Origin of the sequence: Flavobacterium acetivorans (assembly GCF_020911885.1) — a bacterium.
Lineage (GTDB): Bacteria > Bacteroidota > Bacteroidia > Flavobacteriales > Flavobacteriaceae > Flavobacterium > Flavobacterium acetivorans.
In genome coordinates this window covers 3004596-3022334 of record NZ_CP087132.1, presented here as the reverse complement: position 1 = coordinate 3022334, position 17739 = coordinate 3004596, and the positions used below count along the sequence as shown (strand labels likewise).

Genomic DNA, 17739 nt, shown 5'->3' with positions numbered 1-17739 from the left:
AAAAGACTACATCCAATACTTATTTTTTGGACTTTTAATTTATTTATTTTTCAGCTCCAAATATTTTCTTGCTGCCTGACTCATCGTCACTAAGGCCGCTCCCAGCATAATAACATCTTTGATGACTAGTCGTCCGGCTCCACTAAGATAGGGAAATCCATGTTCATTGTCGCCTAAATCGGGAACCCAGGTTTCAGGAGTGGTGATTAAAAAGGAAAGCGTTACAAATGACATTCCAAAAGCTAAAAAGCTTCCTATTGCTGATAATTTTGGAGCAACGGGATAAAGCGCAATCAGAATTCCGATTCCAACAATTACCGCACCCAAACCGTAAGAAAAAGTGTAAGTATTATTGGCTTCATGCCATTCAACATTCTCTGCTTTGTATTCGCCTTCTTTATTCATGTGAGTTTTGTACTCGGGAGCATCATAATTGTAAAAAAAACTCATAAGAGGACTATTGGCTACAAAAGGAACAATACCGGCAGCTTCATAACGAAATGCTTTTAGCCCGCCAATCCAAACCAATACTATGATTAAGCCTAATCGGGTTAGATGAATTCCTGTTTCCTGTAATTTTGCAACATATTTGAATAATTGTTCCATGAATTTATAATTTAATGTTAGTGTACAAAGTAAATTTAAATTCAAAGACCAGAAAATAGACAGATTGCCTTAAGGGATGGACAAAAATCCTCTTCGAATGTTCCATTCTTCTTCGCGAAAGTGTTTTGGTGATAAGCCGATGTGTTTTTTAAAGAAACGACTAAAATAGTATTCGTCTCTAAACCCCATATTATTCGCAATGGCTTTTATAGGGGTATTAGTGTGTAATAATTCCCATTTGGATTTCAGAATTAGTTTTTCATGCAGTAGACCGGAAATGGTTTTCTGGTAATGCTTTGTGGTGGCTTTGCTCAATGTTTTTACGCTAATATTTAGTTTGTTAGCATAGAAAGAAGCTTGATGTTCTTTTTGAAAATTTTCATTTATTAAAACAATTAATTCTTTTAAATATTCAGGAATACTAGGAACGACTGTTTTTTCTTCTTGCCCATTTACTGATTTTAATCGGGTGAGTTTGATGAGGAATATTTTTAAATAAGAGAAAACCAATTCGTTTGAAGCCAATTCTTCTTCTTTAATTTCGTCTCTGATGTTGCTGAAAATCATATCCAATTCTAGTTTTTCAATTTCAGGAATTATAATCTGGGAGCTATCATATACGTTGTTAAAAAGGATTCCGTTGCATCCTACTTGATGGTGGTAGGTTTCGATGCAAAAAAAATTTGCGTGAAATAGTAGGAGCGATGCGGATGTCTTTTCTTTTGGATGGAAAGAAAACGCTTGATAGGTGTTGAAACAAAATATTTGATTTTTAGTGTACTTCGCTTTCATTAAATCCGTTTCCAGCATACCTGTACCTTCGTGCACCCATACAATTGCAAAATAGTTGGAATGCAACTGCCAGTCGTTACTTTCAAATTTGACAGTAGAAATTAAAATAGGGGTACTTTCTTTGGATGCTTTTCGAATAATAAGCTGAACGTGATTGCTGAGCATGGTTATTTATTTTGACGTTTCAATTGAACCTAGCGTTAATAGTAAAGCCAAAGATAAAATAAATAAGATAATGCTAAAAACCTTTAAAGCAAGCTATTTATTACAGATTATCAGAATCAAAATAGCCTTTTGCTTTAATTTTGGTAGAGAAAAAATTTAAAAACAAGATGACAAAAAATAAAAACAATAAAGCTTGTGTACATACTAAAAATTTTCCCCAAGTGGTGGCGGGGTAGAAATCACCATATCCTATAGAGGATGAAGTTACGGTGCTAAAATAAATCGCATCAAACCAGTGTTCTATAGGTTTATTCAAATAATTATCACAAGAATACAAGACAGCATAGGCAAATATGATTTCGATATAATTCAAAAAAAGCAATAACATGGCTCTTTTATAAGAGCGAGGCTTGGCAAATAAATCTGAAGCAAAAATCAACGTAGGAATGTATAAGATGGTTTCCAGCAAGACGTAAATCATCATTCCCAGCATAACAACATTGTTTTGCCATTGGTTGATTAAAATCAATAACGGAAAGAATACCTTAAGTAACACATAGAAATCCACTGCCAAATCTACGTACTCATCTCCTTTCTTGAAAGCAAAATATTTGATATAGATTCCGGGGAATAGCAATTGAGAAGAGGAAAGAAATAAGCGAACTAATTTCTCTAGACCATTATCGTCCTGATGTGTATTATTCCATATTGCTTTGATGTTTTGGATCCGTTTTTCAAGAGGGTTAAATGGTGGAGGATCTGTTTTTGCCACATTTCCTAAAATCAGTTTTTTTAGGATCTTTTTCATAAAAACACAGTTTTAGCTATTTACCTCTAAATTACGAAATTAATGGCTTCAATTTTAAAAAACGCAATTAAACCAATTTTTCGACCACGATCAACTCATTGTGTTTTTCAACTCTTGGAATTGATTTAATGGAATAATCCACGGGGCTGAATTCCGATATGAATTTTGAGTTCCTCAAATTTTGTTTTTCATCCAATAACATGGTGTTAAAAAGCACAAAACCTTTACTTTTCAAAAGAAAACAAATGCGGTTGATAAAAAAAGATTCGAATAAAAAATTAGGCATATGCGTATCCTGAAAAATATCAATGATTATTAAATCATATTTTTCTTTGGTTTTTAATACAAATTCAAAGGCATCGTCTATGACAATATCAAGCTGTGGAATTTCATTCAGCTTGAAATATTTATTTGCTAATTCAATAATTTCTGGCTCAATCTCAACGCCGGTGATCTTTCCGCTAAATTTAATTTCGTCCACCAATGTTTTGATCACGCTTCCGCCGGCAACACCTAAAACCAAAACATTTTCCATAGCGTTGATTTTATCGAAGCCAATATGTTTCAAACCAAATCTTAAAATACGTTGCAAACTGCCATAGGAATAATTAGTGTTTTCAGAATCCATTACTAATTCTCCATTGGTCCAAGTGACTTCTATCGATTTGTTCAAGGTAGATTTTTCAGTATGAATGTTTATGGGAATGAGGTAGCTCAGTATTTTATTGATCATCTATGCTAGTTTTTATCAAAATTAACTTTTAAATTATTTATTTTGCGCTAAATTGGAAAACAATGAAGAAACAAATTTACAAATGGATATTTTTCCGCCTTATGGGTTGGAAGATTGTGGGAACGATTGATGAAGATGTCAAGAAATGTGTCATGATGGTGATGCCACATACAAGCGCACATGACTTTTATTTGGGAATTTTTACCAGAGGGATTACTGGATTAGAGATGAATTGGGTGGGCAAAAAAGAATTGTTCCGTTTTCCATTGGGATTTTATTTCAGATACATGGGAGGTGAGCCGCTGGATCGTTCCGGCGGATTGAACAAGGTAGAATCGATTGCAGCAATTTTTAATAGAAAAGAGGTTTTCCGTCTGGCGGTGGCACCCGAAGGAACACGTAAAAAAGTAGACCAACTTAAAACGGGTTTTTATTACATTGCCCTAAAAGCAAAGGTGCCAATTATTCCAGTTGCTTTTGATTTTGGCAAGAAAGAGGTGAAATTTGGGCAGTTGTTATTTCCGTCTGGAAATATCGAAGAAGACTTAGCAATTCTAAAAAAGCATTACATCGGGGTTGAAGGTAAAATTCCCGAAAAAGGATTCAAAGACTAATTCTTTTTCGTTTGATCTAAAATTTTAAAAGCAGTTCTTTTAGGCAACTAAAAGGGCTGCTTTTTTTAATTGGGATTAAAAATCTTAAAAGTTCCATTCTTGTAAAAAAACACAATTTTTTCTACTTCATCGAAATTAGTATAAATAGGACGATTGGGGTTCTCTTTCGTTTTTGCTGTTTCTTCCTCTGGCTTAGTAGTAGGACTGGTCACTGTAAACAAATCCTCTGGAATTAAATCCGACTGTGTTGGAGTAGGGATATTACTGTTTGTAACTTCGGCTATTTTATTCTCTTGTTCGTATGTTGCCTCGGGACTTTTTGGAAAAGCTCCTTTGCCATTCAAAATCCAGTATAAATCCACATCCGGAAAAACATCCAAAATTTTGAGAATAAAATCGAGACTGGGTTTGTTCCTGCCTGATAGAAGATGGGACAAACTGGAACGCTGTACCCCAATTTTATCCGCAAATGCAGAGGCGTTAAGGCCGTAATAATCCAGTATAATTTCCAAACGTTTAATGAAATCTTCGATGTTTACCATTGTAAATTGTAATTGAATATATCTGATTTACAAATGTAATCAAATACAACTGAATTACCAAAATTACAACCGTAAACAGTGAAATAAGAATGCTATTATGTAAAGTAATACAATATGTAATTGAATATAAATTACTGATAATGTAGTTTTTGATTGTTTATTAATAAGTGATTAACATTTGTTATTTATAGCTCAGGTCTTTTAGAATTAAACAGACAAATAACTGTTTACAATTGGAATATCCGTGTATTATTAACTATTTACAATTGTAAAAGTAAAGATGTTTACTTTTGTAAATCAAATAAACATTATGGATTTAGAACAATTATTCATCAAAAACAAAGAGCAGTCTATAGCAGGAAGGTATCTTACTTTAGATGCTATTGAGCCGCTTTTAAACAAATTAAATACCAATAATCAGCTTTCAATTATTGGTCAGTCAGTACTTGAAAAACCAATTTATAAATACCAGATTGGAGAAGGAAAAATCAAAATATTGCTTTGGTCGCAAATGCATGGAAACGAAAGTACCACAACTAAGGCTTTATTTGACTTTCTAAATCTGCTGCATGATGGTTCTGATTTTGCAGATAAACTACTAAATACTTTTACTTTTTGTTGTATTCCGATGTTGAATCCGGATGGAGCAGCATTGTATACTCGGGAAAATGCCAATAAAGTAGATTTAAACCGCGATTCTCAGAACCTTAGTCAGCCTGAGAGCGTGGTGCTGAGAGCGGTTTTTGAGGCCTTTAGACCTGATTTTTGTTATAATTTGCACGATCAACGAACCATTTTTGGGGTTGGTGATACAGGAAAACCGGCAACATTGTCTTTTTTGGCTCCTTCTTATAACGAGGAAAGGGAAGTAAATGCGACTAGAATGAAAGCGATTAATCTTATTGCAGCTATGAATGAACGGTTACAAGCTTATATTCCTGGGCAAATTGGTCGTTTTGATGATTCTTTTAATATTAACTGTATTGGAGATACTTTTCAGTATTTGGGAGTGCCTACTGTTTTGTTTGAAGCGGGACATTTTCAAGAAGATTATCAAAGAGAAGAGACTCGAAAATATGTGTTTATGGCTTTGGTTTTGAGTTTTTCAATACTTAGCGAAAACGATATAGTTGTCAATAGAATTGATAATTATATGCGTATTCCTCAAAATAATATCGTTTTTTATGATTTTATATATAAAAATGTCAAAATAAATTATGATGGTATTGAAAAAATCACGAATTTTGCTTCACAATTCAAAGAAGAGTTAGTTGAAGGCGATATTTGTTTTAATGCCTATATAGTAGAAATTGGAGATTTGAGCGGTCGTTGGGGGCATTGTGAGTACGATGCTAAAGGAGCGCATTTTGAAGCGGTGTATGGGAATGTGCCAATTATAAATGAAAAAGCCGATTTTTATTTAGGTGAAAACTGTAAATTTGTTAATGGATTGATAAAAAATTAACAATTTTGATTAAATTAACGTTTTTATGTATAATTTTATCCTTTGTTTTGGTAGATATTAATATTAATTAAGAAATTATGAGTAAGTTCCGTTTAGATGAGGTAGATCATCAGATCCTAGATATGTTGATAGATAACACAAGAGTTCCGTTTACGGATATTGCCAAGAAATTATTGATTTCAGCAGGAACTGTGCATGTTAGAGTAAAGAAAATGGAAGATGCCGGAATTATAATGGGATCATCATTAGTACTTGATTATGATAAATTAGGCTATTCTTTTATTGCTTATGTAGGTGTTTTTCTTAATAATACTTCTCAAACAAAGTTTGTTTTGGAGCGTATTAACGAGATTCCTTTTGTGACTGTAGCTTCAGTGACTACAGGTAAGTTTAATATTTTTTGTAAAATTAGAGCAAAAGATACTAAGCATGCTAAAGATGTTATTTTTATGATTGATGATATTGATGGGGTTTATAGAACTGAGACTATGATTTCATTGGAAGAAAGTATTAATGATAAAAAACGCTTGATGCATACCATTTTTAAGAACATGTAATATTCTTGAACGCTATATTTTGATATAACCTCAAGTTAGTTCTTGGGGTTATTTTTTTGTAACAATATTAACTAAAAACTAACCAACTATAACAGAATTATGTATACGCTTCCTAAAATTGAACGTTTTAATCAAAATGTTCTTTCTAAATATAATATTTATAATAGTGTTTTTATTACTTTGCCTTTCGACGCCATAGATAATACAGGGGTTTTACTTCCTTTATTTACAGATGTTTGTGAGAATGGTTTTAAAAAACAAAAAACACCAAAAGAAATTGTCGAGTTTTTCTCTGAAAAGTTTTTGCACAGCACCAATGAATCGGATAAAATAGACTTGATGTTTCGTTTTATCCAGTATATTGAACGTCAAATCGTATTGTTTGACGCGGTTGAAGATGCGGCTTTTCCAATTGTGAACAACATGGAAGGAAGAGGTTCTTTGAGGGATATCAAAGAAAAAACAGATGCCAGAGGAAAAAAAGAGGAATTGATTGATTTTCTAGAGAATTTTAATGTAAGAACTGTTTTAACGGCGCATCCAACGCAGTTTTATCCTGGAGCGGTCTTGGGTATTATCAATGATTTAACGGCGGCTATAAGAGAAAATGACTTGTTTGCAATCAAGCAGCTTTTAGCCCAATTAGGGAAGACGCCTTTTATAAAAAGTGAAAAACCCAATCCCTTTGATGAAGCGGTGAGTCTTATTTGGTACCTGGAGAATGTCTTTTATAATACCTCAGGAGATATGGTTCAGTATCTTCAAAAAAATGTTTTCAAAGGGAATTCAATTCAAAACGCATTGATTCAGTTAGGCTTTTGGCCAGGAGGGGATCGTGACGGGAATCCGTTTGTTACTACTGATATTACATTGAAAGTAGCGGAACGCTTGAGAACCTCAATTCTAAAGTGTTATTATATTGATATTCGAAACTTAAAAAGGAAGCTAACATTTTCTGGTGTAGATACTTTGGTTGCTGAACTTGAACATAAACTTTATAGATCAGTTTTCTATTCTCGTGGAGAAATTTATATCACTTTAGATGAATTTAAGTCTCAATTGAACAAGATAAAAACAATTGTGATAGAGCAGCATCAATCGCTTTATTTAGATGAATTAGACTCGCTTTTGATCAAAGTTAATTTATTTGGTTTTCATTTCGCTTCCTTAGACATTCGTCAAAACAGTAAGATTCATGATGCTGTTTTTAAAGATATTTATGATTTTTATCTGAAATCGAATGAATCTGTTTTTCCAAAGAATTACTATGATTTATCCGAAGAGGAAAAATTTGAGGTGCTTTCAAATGTCAAAGGAAATTTAAATCCTACTGATTTTGAAAATGAAATAACCCGATTGACTATTGAATCCATACAGGCGATAAAAGTGATTCAGGAAAATAATGGGGAATTAGGAGCTAACCGTTACATTATTAGCAATAATGAAAATGCGTTGAATGTAATGGAGACCTTTGCACTCATTCGTTTGAGTGATTGGGAAAATCCAACGGTTGATGTGGTGCCTTTGTTTGAGTCTGTAGATGATTTGTTGAACGCTCATAATGTAATGGAGCAATTGTATACTAATCCGGTTTATGCAAATCATTTGGTCAATAGAGGAATGAAGCAAACTATTATGCTTGGTTTTTCTGATGGTACTAAGGATGGTGGCTATTTGATGGCAAATTGGAGTATTTATAAAGCCAAAGAACAGCTTACGGCAATATCAAGAAAATACGGTGTAAAAGTTATTTTCTTTGATGGACGTGGTGGGCCGCCAGCTCGTGGTGGAGGAAAAACACATAAATTTTACGCCTCTTTAGGTCCTAAAATTGAAAACAATGAGATTCAAATTACAGTTCAAGGGCAAACCATCAGTTCTAATTTTGGAACATTAGACTCCTGTCGTTATAATTTAGAGAATTTATTGAGCGCCGGAGTGACAAATCAGGTGTTTGCCAAGGATGAAAATAAGTTATCAGCAGTAGATAAAGAGGTTTTAGGGCAATTGTCTGATTTAGGATATCAAAAATACCTGAGCTTCAAGAATCATCCAAAGTTTATTCCTTATTTGGAACAAATGAGTACCTTGAAGTATTATGCTAAGACAAATATTGGAAGCCGACCATCAAAAAGAAGTAAGTCTGCACAATTAGATTTTGCCGACCTAAGAGCAATTCCTTTCGTGGGTTCTTGGAGTCAATTGAAGCAAAATGTACCTGGATTTTATGGTGTAGGTACGGCTTTAAAGTATTTTGAGGACAACGGACAATGGGATAAGGTTCAGAATTTATATGATAATTCGATGTTTTTCAAAACACTTTTGGAAAACAGCATGATGTCTTTGGCAAAATCATTTTTCCCATTGACGGCTTACATGAAAAAAGATCCTGAGTTTGGTGAATTTTGGCAAATTATTTATGACGAATTTCTGGAAACAAAACGTTTGTTGTTGAAAATTGCAGGTCATACTGAACTTATGGAAAATTATCCTGATGGTAAAGCATCTATTCAAATAAGAGAGCGTATTGTATTGCCATTGTTAACAATACAGCAATATGCTTTATTGAGGATAAATGAGTTAAATAAGGATAAAACACCAGATGAAAATTTAATTAAGGTGTACGAAAAAATTGTAATGCGTTCCCTTTTTGGAAATACAAACGCCAGTAGAAACTCAGCTTAATAGACAAAATATGAAATCAAACGAGTTAACGGTTAATGAATATGCTTCTTCTTATCAAGGCTATATTCAGGTTTTGGAAAACGTAGATTTGATTGAGGAGTTGGAAATTTGCTTACATGATTTTATCCGTTTTGTGCAAAATATTCCAATGGATAAATTTGATTTTCGCTACGCCGAAGGCAAATGGACCATAAAAGATATTATTCAGCATCTTATAGATGCCGAGCGGGTATTTAGTTATCGGGCTTTGCGAATTTCCAGAAATGATAAAACACCTTTAGCTGGTTTTGAGGAAAATGATTATGTAGACCATGCCAATGCTAATGCAAGGCACCTTCAAGAGCTATTGACGGAGATGGCAGTGGTTAGACAGTCTACATTGTCTCTTTTCAAAAGTTTTTCGGAAGAACAGTTAAAAAAAATCGGAACTGCTTCGAATGCTGAAGTTTCCGTTCGGGCGATTGGTTTTATCATTATTGGTCACCAAAAACACCATCAAAAAGTATTTCAGCAAAGATATTTGTAAATTATGTGAAACAGCTCGACCAAATTTCGAGCTTTTTTTCAAAAGACATGGTATTTGCAGGACTTGTTGAAGGCATTACATAATAAGTGATGCCTTCTATTTGTCCAAATTTTTTAAGAAAATAGCGGTGACTCTCTTTTCCGTTAAAAATGATTTTAACAATTAGCGGATATTCTTGGAATAAAGCTTCAAAGTCATTTTCCTTGTGATTTCTAATATTGATATCTAAACTTCCCTTTCTTTCACAATTTTCCAAGACGTCCCACAAACCAATTTTATGGGTTTGTAATAATTTTATTTTTTCATCAAAATTTTCAGAGACAGGGAGATTATCAAAAAGAGTATAAATTATTTTCCAAAAATGATTTCTCTTGTGGGCATAATATTCCTTTTTTTCAAGCGAGGCTAGGCCAGGCATGGTTCCTAAAATCAGAATTTCGGTACTATCGTTTATAAAATATGGAAAAGAAGTTATCATTTGTATTAATTTCTGTTATTTTCTTTTTCAATAATAGCCAAAGCCAATCTTATTTTGTCATATGCTATTTTCTCTTCAAGATAATCAAAATAAGGTTTTAAGGCATTTGGGTTTTCGAGTTTCATTTGAGCCTGTGCAACAAGTTCTACTTCAGCTTTAGATACAAATTGATATAAATCAATGGCAGCTCCATCCAGATATAATTTGGCTAAATGAGACATGACGGTTCCTAAACCTAATTTTCGTTTTGTCGAAATTTCTTCTACCGATAAACCTTCTTCAAATAATCGAAGTGTTTCCTTGTAGGTGCTTGCTTCCTTTTTTGGTTTGACGGTCTTGTTTTTTTGAAAATTGATGATTGCCTTGATAAAGGCATCTCCATATTTTTCTAATTTGGCTCTTCCAACTCCGTCAATCGCAATTAATTCCTCTTCACTCATGGGACGGTTGGTTTCCATTTGGCGCAAAGCGGCATCACTAAAAATTACATAAGCAGGAACTTCTTCGTCTTTAGAAATTTCATAACGCAATTTTCTAAGAGTTTCAAAAAGAGAATTGGCAACAGATTTACTTTTAGGTTCTTTTAGAGCTATTTTTTCCACAATAATTTTTGGAACACTGGTAAGTTGTACTTTTTCTCCCTCAAATAATACTTCGGCGGCCAATGAGGTTAATCTAATTTTATTTTGTCTGTGAAATGCGATTTCGCAAAATCCTTGATTGATTAACTGAATGATGTATTGATTCCAGTCGTGCCAAGAGATGTCACTGCCTACAGCATAGGTTTTTAGATTTTGATATTCCTTTTCGAAAATATAAGCATTTTTTGATCCACGCAAAAAATCGATAAGTACGGGCAGTGGTTCGGATTCTTTTAATCGAATAATCGCCGAAAGTACTTTTTGTGCAATAATGGTTCCGTCAAAAAAGGCGGGAGGATTTTTACAAATATCACAGTTGCCACAATTTTCAGTAACCAATTCTCCAAAATAAGAAAGTAATATTTTTCTGCGGCAACTCAAGGCATCGGCATATTGCTTCATGCGATCGAGTTTGGCTAGCTGCACTTCGGCATTTAATCCTTGGGAAGCAAATTTTTGCAATTGGATAACATCACCATAACTTTCGAATAAAATAGTTTCTGAAGGAAGTCCGTCCCGACCGGCACGTCCAATTTCCTGATAATAGCCTTCGATATTTTTTGGTAAATTGTAATGAATTACCCAGCGCACATTTGATTTGTCGATTCCCATTCCAAAAGCGATGGTAGCACAAACCACTTGGCAATCATCGTTGATGAATTTATCTTGGGTTTTAGAACGAACGCTGTTGTCTAAACCGGCATGATAAGCTTTGGCATTGATGCCTATTTTTTGTAATTTCTCGGCGAGTTCTTCGGTGGTTTTTCGGCTAAGGCAATATATAATTCCAGATTCATTTGGTTTTTCTTTAATGAAATTGATAATTTGTTTGACTCTGTCTAATGCCGGACGCACTTCAAGACTCAGGTTTTTTCGGTCGAAAGAAGATATAAATTGTTTAGGATTTTTTAGATTCAATTGTAAGCTAATGTCTTTACGTGTAGCTTTATCGGCAGTGGCAGTTAAAGCTAAGATTGGAGTAGAAGGGAAGCGGTTTTTTAGATAACCTAAATTTGTATAAGCAGGTCTGAAGTCATGTCCCCAGGACGAAATGCAATGGGCTTCATCGATGGCGATAAGGCTCACAGTGATTAGGTTAAAAGTGTTTTCCAGATAGGATAAACTCTCGGGGGCAAGGTAAACCAGTTTGACTTTGTTTGTTATTAGATTCTGAATATTCAATTGTTGTTCAGCTTCGGTCTGGCTGCTATTGATAAAACAGGCCGGAATGCCATTAGCTCTCAAACTGTCTACTTGATCTTTCATCAACGCAATCAAAGGAGAAATTACAATGGTAATTCCAGGAAATAGTAAAGCCGGTAATTGAAAACAAATTGATTTTCCACCACCTGTAGGCATAATAGCCAAGGTGTCTTGGCCGGATAAAATAGTGTTGATAATATTTTCCTGATTGGGTCTGAATTTTTCAAAACCAAAATTTACTTTAAGAGTATCATGTAATTGTTGAGATGTAATCATTATAAAATAATTATCAGAAATTTTAGGCTTCATTTGGGCTAAAAAAAAAGGAACCCATTTAGAGTTCCCTTTAATATTGTGATGAGACTAATCTTCGTCTTCATCTTCGTCTTCATCATCCGTATCCGGTCTGTCAAGATTTTCCTCTTCGTCATCTTCTTCGTCATCCATATCATCATCTATGCCAAGTGCTTTAAGAGGGGCGATTGGCTCGATTACATCATCAATTTCATCATCTTCATCAAAGTTTTCTATACGGTCAGCTAGTTTTGTACTTACTTTTACTAGGTAAATAGTGTCTTCTGTACGCACTTCAACTGCTTCGACTAATTCGTTTTTAGCATTTCTAAAACGAATTATATCTTCATCATCATATCCGTCAGGAAATTTCTCTACTAATAAGTTTAAAATTTCATTTGTCAATTTGGCATACTCAACAATAACTCTTTTCATAAAAATGGTATTATAAATCTAATAAATAAGCAAAAATTAAAGGTGCTACAATGGTAGCATCAGATTCGATGATGAACTTTGGCGTTTTGATGTCTAATTTACCCCAAGTGATTTTTTCATTAGGTACTGCTCCGGAATAAGAACCATAACTGGTTGTTGAATCAGAGATTTGACAGAAATAGCTCCAAAACGGTACATCATGCATTTCCATATCTTGATATAGCATAGGTACAACGCAGATAGGGAAATCTCCTGCAATACCACCACCGATTTGAAAGAATCCAATTCCGTTACTGCTGTTTTTTGGGTACCAATCAGATAAGAATACCATGTATTCAATTCCTGATTTCATGGTTGAAGCTTTCAAATCTCCTTTTATCACATAAGAAGCAAAGATGTTTCCCATGGTACTGTCTTCCCAACCTGGTACAATTATAGGTAGGTTTTTCTCGGCAGCTGCATACATCCAGCTGTCTTTTAAGTCAATTTCGTAGTATTCTTCAAGAACTCCAGAAAGTAACATTTTATACATGAATTCATGTGGAAAATATCTTTCCCCTTTATCGTCAGCATCTTTCCAGATTTTGTAAATGTGTTTTTGTAAACGACGGAATGCTTCATGCTCCGGAATGCAGGTATCTGTAACGCGGTTTAAGCCTCTTTCTAGTAAATCCCATTCGTCCTGTGGAGTCAGATCGCGATAATTTGGAACTCTTTCATAGTGAGAATGAGCAACTAAGTTCATGATGTCTTCCTCAAGGTTGGCACCGGTACAAGAAATGATTTGAACTTTATCCTGACGGATTATTTCGGCAAAAATCTTTCCAATTTCAGCTGTACTCATAGCTCCAGCCATACTTACCATCATTTTGGCACCGTTGGCTAATTGTTGTTCATATGCTTTTGCGGCATCAACTAAAGATGCAGAATTGAAATGTAAATAATGCTTTTCAATAAACTGACTGATAGGTCCTTTACTCATGTTGTTAGATTTAAATATTTAAAAATCAATTCATTGAATGGGTATATTCAAATATAATGATTTTTCAAATGGGCTGATACTGTAATTTAATTATTTTTATTTATTGTAACCTAATATTTTTAAAACGTCTTCGGATGTTTGCTGTTCTGAGAATACTTCCGTTGCCAAAATTCCATTTTCATCCCTGTCAATTAGAATATGTTTGGGCTGTGGGATTAAGCAGTGGTGCAAACCGCCATAGCCTCCAATGGTTTCCTGATAAGCTCCTGTATTGAAAAAACCAATGTACAAAGGTTTTTCTTTATTGTATTTTGGCAAATAAATGGCATTCATATTTTGCTCAGAGTTGTAATAGTCATCACTATCACAAGTCAGTCCGCCTAATAATACTCTTTCATAGGTATCATTCCAGCGATTAACTGCCAGCATAATAAAGCGCTTATTAATAGCCCAAGTATCCGGTAAAGTGGTAATGAAAGAAGAATCAATCATGTTCCATTTTTCTCTGTCGTTCTGTTGTTTTTGATACAAAATTTGGTAAATAGCTCCACCGCTTTCTCCTACGGTGAAAGAACCAAATTCGGTAAATATATTAGGAACGTCGACTTCAGCTTCATCACAAGCTATTTTTATTTGATTGATGATTTCGTCAATCATGTATTGATAATCATACTCAAATGTCAAAGAGTTTTTAATGGGAAATCCTCCACCAATATTCAATCCATCTAGAGTAGGGCATTCTTTTTTTAGTGCAATGTAAACTTTGATACATTTTACTAATTCATTCCAGTAATAAGCATTGTCATTGATTCCGGTATTGATAAAAAAGTGTAACATTTTCAGTTCCAAATTCTTATTTTCCTGGATTTGTTTTTTGTAAAAACTAACAATGTTTTTATATCCAATTCCTAATCGAGAAGTATAGAACTCAAATTTAGGTTCTTCTTCGGCGGCAATACGTATTCCAATTTTGAATTTTCCTTTAATTTCTGCTTGAAGTAAATCCAGTTCTTCGTAATTGTCAATAATTGGAATGGTGTTTTTATGACCATTGTTTATCAATCGGGCAATGTTTTCTATGTATTGGTCTCTTTTAAAACCATTGCATATAATATAAGTGCTTTTATTGATTTTTCCGTTTGTCATTAAATTTTCTACAATATTAATGTCAAAAGCAGAAGAGGTTTCAATATGAATATTATTCTTGAAAGCTTCATTCATAATGAATTCAAAATGAGAGCTTTTAGTGCAATAACAATAATAATATTTGGCCTCGTATTTGTTTTTTTCCATCGATTTACGAAACCAGCTTTTGGCTTTGTTAATGTTGTTGGAAATTTGAGGTAAATAAGTAAATTTTAATGGAGTACCGTATTTCTCTACCAGTTTCATCAAATCGATATTGTGAAACTGAAGGTTGTCTTTGTTTAAAGTAAATTCTTCTTGTGGGAAATAATAAGTTTGATTTATTAAGTCAGAATATTTTGTGTTCATTATAGTTTATTGGATTTTAGATTGATTTAATTGAAAGAAATAAAACAAACTAAAATTCAAACTCTAATATTGGCATATATAATCTGAAGTTCCTCAGGATCTAATTTTAAATATTGAAATAAATCAAAACTAAAGTTACCCTTAATGGAATAGAAACGTTTCAATATTCTCAAAAAAGATCTATTGTTTCTGTTCGCATTGGTGCGGAAATTTCGTTGATTTTGATTATTTTTCATTGCGGCAAATGTAAAAAATAATATATACCTAATGCAATCCTTTTTAAAAAAAATAATTAAGATTTATAATCATCAAACGCCTTGATAATTAATTCATTTTCAACGGATTGGTCTATCTTTATTTTGCCAATACCTTGTATTAAAGCAAACTGAATAGTACCATACTCGTTTTTTTTATCATGAATCAGTAATTCAAGGATAGGTGCAAGGTCATTATCGCTAAACACGATATCATCAAAGATAGACTTTATTGTTGCTTTTATTTGTAGGAACTCTTCTTTGTTGATTAATTTTTTATGCAAAGAGATATAACTTTCCAAGATCATTCCTGCAGCAATGGCTTCGCCATGCAATAAGGTTGTCTTGTTTTGATTCTCTAAAAAATAACTTTCAATGGCATGACCAAGCGTGTGTCCAAAGTTCAATGATTTTCGGATGTTCTTTTCTGTTGGGTCTTGGGTAACGATTTCGTTTTTGATTACAACAGATCGGTATATTAATTCGTCAAAATCAGCAAAATCAACCGCTTTTAAATCTAAAAACTGCTCCCAATATTCCTTGTCGTATATCAAGCCGTGTTTCAACATTTCGGCAAGACCGGAACGCATTTCGTTTTGCGGAACGGTTTCTAAATAATGGGTATCAATAAGAACCATAGTAGGGACATTAATAACACCAATTTGGTTCTTTAAATTTCCCAGATCAACACCGTTTTTCCCGCCTACAGATGCGTCAACCATAGATAATAAGGTAGTGGGAATATGAATAAAATCTACGCCACGCTTGAAAGTCGAAGCGACAAATCCACCTAAATCAGTCACTACGCCACCACCAAGGTTGATGACAAGGCTTTTTCGGTCAGCACCAAGTTCAGTTAATACGTTCCAAATCTGTACGCAGGTTTCGATATTTTTATTTTCTTCTCCAGCTTCAAATTCAATTATTTCTATAGTCAAATCCGTTTCTAAATATGGAAGGAATTGTGGCAGACAAAATTCATTGGTATTGCTGTCAACAATAATAAATAGGTTGGAATATTTATTTTCTTTTAAATGAAGATTAAGCGCTTCGTATGCTTTTTCATTGAAATGTATCGGGTAGTTGTTGGCTAGAATAGTTTGCATTTTCTTAGATTAAATGAATGTGCAAAATAAGGTAATTTTTGCTAAACTATATTCGAAACTCTGTTTATATTTGTACAAAAATTTCACAAAAAATGGAAAAAATATTTAATAATACGGAGGTTGCCTTTTCGTTAAAAAGCGATACGGAACTGGATAGGGCTTACTTTCTTTTTAAAATGATTGCAAACCAGCCTTTGGTTCGAATTGGTACGGCGGTTACCAATTTTGCTTTGAAAGCTCATCTCCCGGTAGAAAAACTAATTCGTGCTACAGTTTTTGATCATTTCTGCGGAGGAGTAAACGAAAATGACTGTCTTTCGGTGGTGGATAAAATGTATACCAAAGGAGTTTCTTCGGTTTTGGATTATTCTGTTGAAGGAAAAGAGGAAGAGGATCAGTTTGATGCAGCGCTAAAAATGACCTTAAAAACAATTGATTTTGCTCAGGAGCGTCAAGCGATACCCTTTGCGGTTTTTAAACCTACAGGACTTGGAAGGTTTGAATTGTATGAGAAGATAGGCGAAAAACAAGCCTTAAGTTCTAGCGAGCAAGAAGAATGGAATAGAGTAGTGGCTCGTTTTGATTTGATTTGCAGCGAAGCGTATAAAAAAAATGTGGCTTTACTTATTGATGGAGAGGAAAGTTGGATGCAAGATGCGGCCGATGATTTGGTTACCGACATGATGCGCAAATACAATAAAGAAAAAGCGATTGTCTTTAATACACTTCAAATGTACCGTTGGGATCGATTGGATTATTTGAAAAAATTGCACGAACAAGCAAAAGAAGAAGGTTTCTACATTGGAATGAAATTAGTACGAGGGGCTTATATGGAAAAAGAAAATGTAAGAGCAGAAGAAAAAGGGTATAAATCACCTATTTGTTCCTCTAAAGAGGCTACTGATGTTAACTATGATGCAGCGGTACTTTACATGCTGGAACATTTAGACAAAATGGCCATTTTTGCAGGTACTCATAATGAGGAAAGTACCTATAAGTTGATGGATCTCATGAAAAAGAATGGGGTAAAAGCCAATGACGATAGAATTTGGTTTGGTCAACTGTACGGAATGAGCGATAATATCAGCTATAATCTTGCGGCTAATGGTTACAATGTAGCCAAATATTTGCCGTTTGGACCTGTAAAAGATGTTATGCCTTACTTGATTCGCCGTGCCGAGGAAAATACTTCTGTTGCCGGACAAACCAATCGCGAATTGACATTGATAAAAACAGAACGCGACAGAAGAAAAGGGAAATAAAAATTAGTTTTCAGTGATTATTCAGAAAACGGTGTAAATAAAAAAACTCCATTCGTTTTTGTCGAATGGAGTTTTTTTTAGGTCAAATAAGTAAGTA

The 17739-nt window shown here is 33.9% G+C and carries 17 protein-coding genes; 6 read left to right on the top strand and 11 right to left on the bottom strand.

All coding sequences use genetic code 11. The features are described 5' to 3' along the window. Positions 1–39 precede the first annotated feature (39 nt). The 4 genes from LNP19_RS13050 to LNP19_RS13035 all read right to left on the bottom strand — a co-directional run bounded on the left by LNP19_RS13050 (position 40) and on the right by LNP19_RS13035 (position 3104). Positions 40–606 (bottom strand): DUF417 family protein, encoded by a 567-nt coding sequence (locus tag LNP19_RS13050; protein WP_230062346.1) that lies wholly within the window; start codon positions 604–606, stop codon positions 40–42. A gap of 69 nt (positions 607–675) precedes the next feature. Then, positions 676–1563 carry an AraC family transcriptional regulator gene (locus tag LNP19_RS13045; protein WP_230062345.1) on the bottom strand — a complete coding sequence of 296 codons (888 nt, stop codon included), beginning with the start codon at positions 1561–1563 and terminating at the stop codon, positions 676–678. 100 nt (positions 1564–1663) lie between these two features. Then, positions 1664–2371: a potassium channel family protein gene (locus LNP19_RS13040; RefSeq protein ID WP_230062344.1), complete on the bottom strand. Its 708-nt coding sequence runs from the start codon at positions 2369–2371 to the stop codon at positions 1664–1666. Between the two features lie 67 nt (positions 2372–2438). Continuing rightward, positions 2439–3104, bottom strand: a complete 666-nt coding sequence (locus tag LNP19_RS13035) for a spermidine synthase (protein WP_230062343.1) — start codon at positions 3102–3104, stop codon at positions 2439–2441. Positions 3105–3166: 62 nt separating this feature from the next. On the opposite strand from LNP19_RS13035, the gene LNP19_RS13030 reads away from it, so the two are divergent. Then, positions 3167–3718 carry a 1-acyl-sn-glycerol-3-phosphate acyltransferase gene (locus tag LNP19_RS13030; RefSeq protein WP_230062342.1) on the top strand — a complete coding sequence of 184 codons (552 nt, stop codon included), beginning with the start codon at positions 3167–3169 and terminating at the stop codon, positions 3716–3718. A gap of 65 nt (positions 3719–3783) precedes the next feature. Here LNP19_RS13030 and LNP19_RS13025 read toward each other — a convergent pair whose 3' ends face one another. Then, positions 3784–4260 (bottom strand): helix-turn-helix domain-containing protein, encoded by a 477-nt coding sequence (locus tag LNP19_RS13025; RefSeq protein ID WP_230062341.1) that lies wholly within the window; start codon positions 4258–4260, stop codon positions 3784–3786. Positions 4261–4570: 310 nt separating this feature from the next. Between LNP19_RS13025 and LNP19_RS13020 the strand changes: the two genes are divergently transcribed. The 4 genes from LNP19_RS13020 (at position 4571) to LNP19_RS13005 (ending at position 9493) form a co-directional block, all read left to right on the top strand. Then, positions 4571–5725 (top strand): M14 family metallopeptidase, encoded by a 1155-nt coding sequence (locus LNP19_RS13020; RefSeq protein WP_230062340.1) that lies wholly within the window; start codon positions 4571–4573, stop codon positions 5723–5725. A 77-nt stretch (positions 5726–5802) separates the two neighbouring features. Continuing rightward, the gene (locus LNP19_RS13015) at positions 5803–6282 is read left to right on the top strand and encodes an Lrp/AsnC family transcriptional regulator (RefSeq protein WP_072943262.1); all 480 of its coding nucleotides are present in this window, start codon (positions 5803–5805) and stop codon (positions 6280–6282) included. A 99-nt stretch (positions 6283–6381) separates the two neighbouring features. After that, on the top strand, positions 6382–8967 hold the full coding sequence (locus LNP19_RS13010; RefSeq protein ID WP_230062339.1) for a phosphoenolpyruvate carboxylase: 2586 nt from the start codon (positions 6382–6384) through the stop codon (positions 8965–8967). Positions 8968–8977: 10 nt separating this feature from the next. After that, a complete protein-coding gene (locus LNP19_RS13005) occupies positions 8978–9493 on the top strand; it encodes a DinB family protein (RefSeq protein WP_230062338.1) in 516 nt (171 codons plus the stop codon). Position 9494: 1 nt separating this feature from the next. Here the strand turns inward: LNP19_RS13005 and LNP19_RS13000 are convergent, their stop codons facing one another. The 6 genes from LNP19_RS13000 to aroB all read right to left on the bottom strand — a co-directional run bounded on the left by LNP19_RS13000 (position 9495) and on the right by aroB (position 16380). Continuing rightward, positions 9495–9971 carry a DNA-deoxyinosine glycosylase gene (locus tag LNP19_RS13000; RefSeq protein WP_230062337.1) on the bottom strand — a complete coding sequence of 159 codons (477 nt, stop codon included), beginning with the start codon at positions 9969–9971 and terminating at the stop codon, positions 9495–9497. Positions 9972–9976: 5 nt separating this feature from the next. After that, positions 9977–12091, bottom strand: coding sequence for a DNA helicase RecQ (recQ, locus tag LNP19_RS12995; RefSeq protein ID WP_230064241.1), 2115 nt, complete (start codon positions 12089–12091; stop codon positions 9977–9979). Positions 12092–12178: 87 nt separating this feature from the next. Further along, positions 12179–12544, bottom strand: a complete 366-nt coding sequence (locus tag LNP19_RS12990) for a DNA primase (protein WP_230062336.1) — start codon at positions 12542–12544, stop codon at positions 12179–12181. Positions 12545–12554: 10 nt separating this feature from the next. Further along, positions 12555–13526: a deoxyhypusine synthase family protein gene (locus LNP19_RS12985; RefSeq protein ID WP_072943249.1), complete on the bottom strand. Its 972-nt coding sequence runs from the start codon at positions 13524–13526 to the stop codon at positions 12555–12557. A 96-nt stretch (positions 13527–13622) separates the two neighbouring features. Continuing rightward, the gene (locus LNP19_RS12980) at positions 13623–15020 is read right to left on the bottom strand and encodes a type III PLP-dependent enzyme domain-containing protein (RefSeq protein WP_230062335.1); all 1398 of its coding nucleotides are present in this window, start codon (positions 15018–15020) and stop codon (positions 13623–13625) included. A gap of 292 nt (positions 15021–15312) precedes the next feature. Then, positions 15313–16380: a 3-dehydroquinate synthase gene (aroB, locus tag LNP19_RS12975; RefSeq protein ID WP_230062334.1), complete on the bottom strand. Its 1068-nt coding sequence runs from the start codon at positions 16378–16380 to the stop codon at positions 15313–15315. A 92-nt stretch (positions 16381–16472) separates the two neighbouring features. Here aroB and LNP19_RS12970 point away from each other — a divergent pair, with 92 nt between their 5' ends. After that, positions 16473–17642: a proline dehydrogenase family protein gene (locus tag LNP19_RS12970; protein ID WP_230062333.1), complete on the top strand. Its 1170-nt coding sequence runs from the start codon at positions 16473–16475 to the stop codon at positions 17640–17642. The last annotated feature ends 97 nt before the right edge of the window (positions 17643–17739 follow it).